This window comes from Silvanigrella sp. (assembly GCF_044369315.1).
Taxonomy (GTDB): domain Bacteria; phylum Bdellovibrionota_B; class Oligoflexia; order Silvanigrellales; family Silvanigrellaceae; genus Silvanigrella.
Genome location: NZ_JBIPMD010000310.1, coordinates 1 through 3,185, shown reverse-complemented (window position 1 = coordinate 3,185; position 3,185 = coordinate 1). Strand labels below are relative to the sequence as shown.

Genomic DNA, 3,185 nt, shown 5'->3' with positions numbered 1-3,185 from the left:
AATCCATTGGTAGCTCCTTTGTTACTTTTTTTTAAGCAACAATTAACTAACAAATTGGAGCTATTTCTTCAATCTTCACAATATCTTTCTCAACTCTTAACTGGCATATATTATTAGGAGTTTTGCTTATGGATTATAGCAAAAATTTTCGAAAACTACCTATTGCAATTTTGATGGGAATTTCCTCTATTGCATATGCACAAGATGAAGTAAATTTAGATAAATTTCTTAAAGAGTTTCATGAAAATCCCAAAGCTACCATGGATAAAATTCCTACTAAAAAACAAGTATCAGGAAATAAAATAATAGAAACTCAATTTTCTGAATCCGATATTAAATCAAGATCATTTGTAGAGAAAAAAGATAAATATCGTAATACTCTTATGAAAAGTGCAAGTAAAAGATCGAGATCTTTTAAACCTTTTTCTGAATACCAAGGAAATGATAATCCTAAATATGTTATAGATAATCCAGCAACATTTATAGACAATATTAATGCTATTGATGCTAAAAAAATATCCTCTTATACATTAACTTTTCAACCTTGGTCTGGAAGTTATTGGCCTCTTTATAAAGGAAATATAACAAATAGATATTCAGAAAATTTACCTGACATGGAAATAAATGATTATGCAAATTATATTTTACGACAACGACCAGCAGCCACACTAGTAAGCGAAGGAAAAACAAATTATCTTTCCCCAGCAGAAAAATACGATTTATTAATGGGAGACAGTAATTACTCCTTAACAAATACAATTATAGCCGATGCACAAAGTTACGGAAAATTTGAAGGATGGGAAGGTATTTGTCATGGCTGGGCTCCTGCCGCATACATGCACAATAGACCTGTTCGCAGCGTTAACTTAACAAATGCTGCCGGAACAAAAATTACATTTTACCCATCAGATATCAAGGCACTTTCTACAATTCTCTGGGCTAATTTAAGTGCTCCAACTAAATTTATTGGAGGCCGCTGTAACCAAAAAAATCCTACTACAGATTCCAATGGACGTATTACGAGTCAAGAATGCTTTGATACAAACCCAGGGACATTTCATTTAACTTTAGTAAATCAACTTGGAATCAATAATCGCAGTGTTGTTATTGATGCGACTTATGATTTTCAAGTTTGGAATCAGCCCCTTGTTGGCTATAAATACTGCTATTTTAATCCACAAACAAGAGTTGCAGGAGCTACAGCAAAAGAAGCCGCTATTCCTAGATCCCAATTTACAAATGATAAGTTTCCAAGTTATAGATCAAGATATGCTGCAAAAATTGTTGGAGTTGAAACCACAATTCAATATATAGGTGAAACATGGCCAAATACAGCAACAAAAGATTCACCAAGAAATGATAATGTGATTTCTGTTACCTATTATTATGACCTTGAATTAGATTCCAGTGATAGAATTATAGGTGGGGAATGGTACCAAAACGCACACCCTGATTTTATTTGGACACCATCAGGAAGTTCCGATGTTTCAACTGGTTTAGTTCCAAATTCAACAACAGCTTCCTACAATTATAATATTTATAAGTGGAATGAAAACCCAACAAGACCAGATCCAGAATGGACTTTTTATTCTCCTTATGCCGCGCAACGTAAAGTACCACTTGAAAATGTGGTGCGCAGTTTAGTTGCTTGGTCTTCTGTTGAAAATGGAAGTCCCGAAAATTGTCCACAGCCATGTATTCCTAGTACTTATAAATGGCATCGTTATTAAATTGATTAAAAAATCCGACATAAGAATATTTTTGTGCGAAATTACTTTTTTACAGCAACCATCATACCTTCTCCGGTTGGTAAAAAGGTAGTAACAAGCCTTTTATCTTTTACGCATTTTTCATTAAAGTTGCGCATAGCTTGTATTAAATTCGCTAATTCTCCTTGTGGGAGTTCATCATCACCAATAAATCCAAAAACAAAAACATTATCCGCAATAAGAAGACCACCTGATCTTAAATTTTCTACCGCCCAATCAAAATATTTTGGGTAATTTGCTTTATCGGCATCGATAAAGACAAGGTCAAAAGGACCTTCACGAACAAGGCTTGGGAGAGTATCAAGGGCTTTCCCTATTTTTATTTCAATTTTATGAGAGAGGCCTAAACTTTGAAAAACTTCGCTTGCCACAGCAGCGTGGTGAGTGCTGTGCTCACAGGTATAAAGCTTTCCGTCTTCTGGAAGAGAATTTGCCAAAAATACGGCTGAATAACCACATAAAGTTCCAATTTCCACAATTTTTTTTGCTTGGGCGGTTCTAGCAAACACTTCTAAATTACGACCATCCGTGGGCACAACCTGCAAAGGAGGCGTTCCCCGTTTTTTCGCAATTTGCATGACTTGTTGCAAATTAGGATCATTATCGACTTGTAGTAAATTTTCGACATACTGAGAAACTGATTGAGATAAATTAGAATAAGACTTAGGACGCATACATTTACCTTACTTTAAAAGAAGACCACACACTTACTGCATTTAGGTATTTTTAAAAAGGAGATAATAGAAAAAAGAAGGGGAAGTAAAGGATGGTGGCGCCTCCCAGAATCGAACTGGGGACACGTGGATTTTCAGTCCACTGCTCTACCGACTGAGCTAAAGCGCCAACCTTTGGTAAGACTGTGACTAATACACGAATGCAAGATCAGTCAAGCATTCGTAACAAGTTTTTTTAATTTTTTTTATTTTTTTTATTTGCTGCGTTATTGATCAAAATTTCGCTTCTAAAAGCAACTTCTTTGCTAAATATGATCGATGAATAAGCAAAAATCAATTCTCGCACTCTATTTTGGGATGCTTTTAAAGCCGCGTTCGTATTTGGACAGACCCAGGCCTCCACCCCAAGCTCTAAAGCATTGATGATCTGGGATAATTTCCCTGCAAGACAGGCAGGAAGGGCGGGTCCTGTGGGGGCACAAGTGAGCGCGGCCTCTGAATAACACAATGAAATTTGTAGCTTAGACGAATCTTTTGCGGCACGCGAAAAAATTATTGCTACAGGCTCTAAAGAGCATTGAGGACGAAAAGGTTGCATAAAGCAGTTTGTATTAAAATTTCCTTTATCAGGAAGAGACTGTCATATCCCAAAGACATTGAGACTCGCTGATCAATCATATCAAGCACATTCCCAGAGTGAACGAGACTAAATTTGCCCCAAAGACATAAGGACTGTATGTTA

At 36.0% G+C, this 3,185-nt stretch carries 3 protein-coding genes and 1 tRNA gene; 1 reads left to right on the top strand and 3 read right to left on the bottom strand.

The annotated features are described in order from the left end of the window. The first annotated feature begins 128 nt into the window (after nucleotides 1–128). The gene (locus ACIQ56_RS16025) at nucleotides 129–1,730 is read left to right on the top strand and encodes a hypothetical protein (RefSeq protein ID WP_397602042.1); all 1,602 of its coding nucleotides are present in this window, start codon (nucleotides 129–131) and stop codon (nucleotides 1,728–1,730) included. A gap of 41 nt (nucleotides 1,731–1,771) precedes the next feature. Here the strand turns inward: ACIQ56_RS16025 and ACIQ56_RS16020 are convergent, their stop codons facing one another. From ACIQ56_RS16020 to ACIQ56_RS16010, 3 genes are all read right to left on the bottom strand, one after another. Beyond that, nucleotides 1,772–2,443 (bottom strand): O-methyltransferase, encoded by a 672-nt coding sequence (locus ACIQ56_RS16020; RefSeq protein ID WP_397602041.1) that lies wholly within the window; start codon nucleotides 2,441–2,443, stop codon nucleotides 1,772–1,774. 93 nt (nucleotides 2,444–2,536) lie between these two features. After that, nucleotides 2,537–2,612: transfer RNA gene (locus ACIQ56_RS16015), tRNA-Phe, on the bottom strand. Nucleotides 2,613–2,678: 66 nt separating this feature from the next. After that, nucleotides 2,679–3,041, bottom strand: a complete 363-nt coding sequence (locus ACIQ56_RS16010; protein ID WP_397602040.1) for a hypothetical protein — start codon at nucleotides 3,039–3,041, stop codon at nucleotides 2,679–2,681. Between the last annotated feature and the right edge of the window lie 144 nt (nucleotides 3,042–3,185).

Excerpts from the sequence above, each read along its gene's own strand:
- ACIQ56_RS16010 (WP_397602040.1), bottom strand. The coding sequence starts at position 3,041 with ATGCAACCTTTTCGTCCTCAATGCTCTTTAGAGCCTGTAGCAATAATT.
- ACIQ56_RS16025 (WP_397602042.1), top strand. The coding sequence starts at position 129 with ATGGATTATAGCAAAAATTTTCGAAAACTACCTATTGCAATTTTGATG.
- ACIQ56_RS16020 (WP_397602041.1), bottom strand. The coding sequence starts at position 2,443 with ATGCGTCCTAAGTCTTATTCTAATTTATCTCAATCAGTTTCTCAGTAT.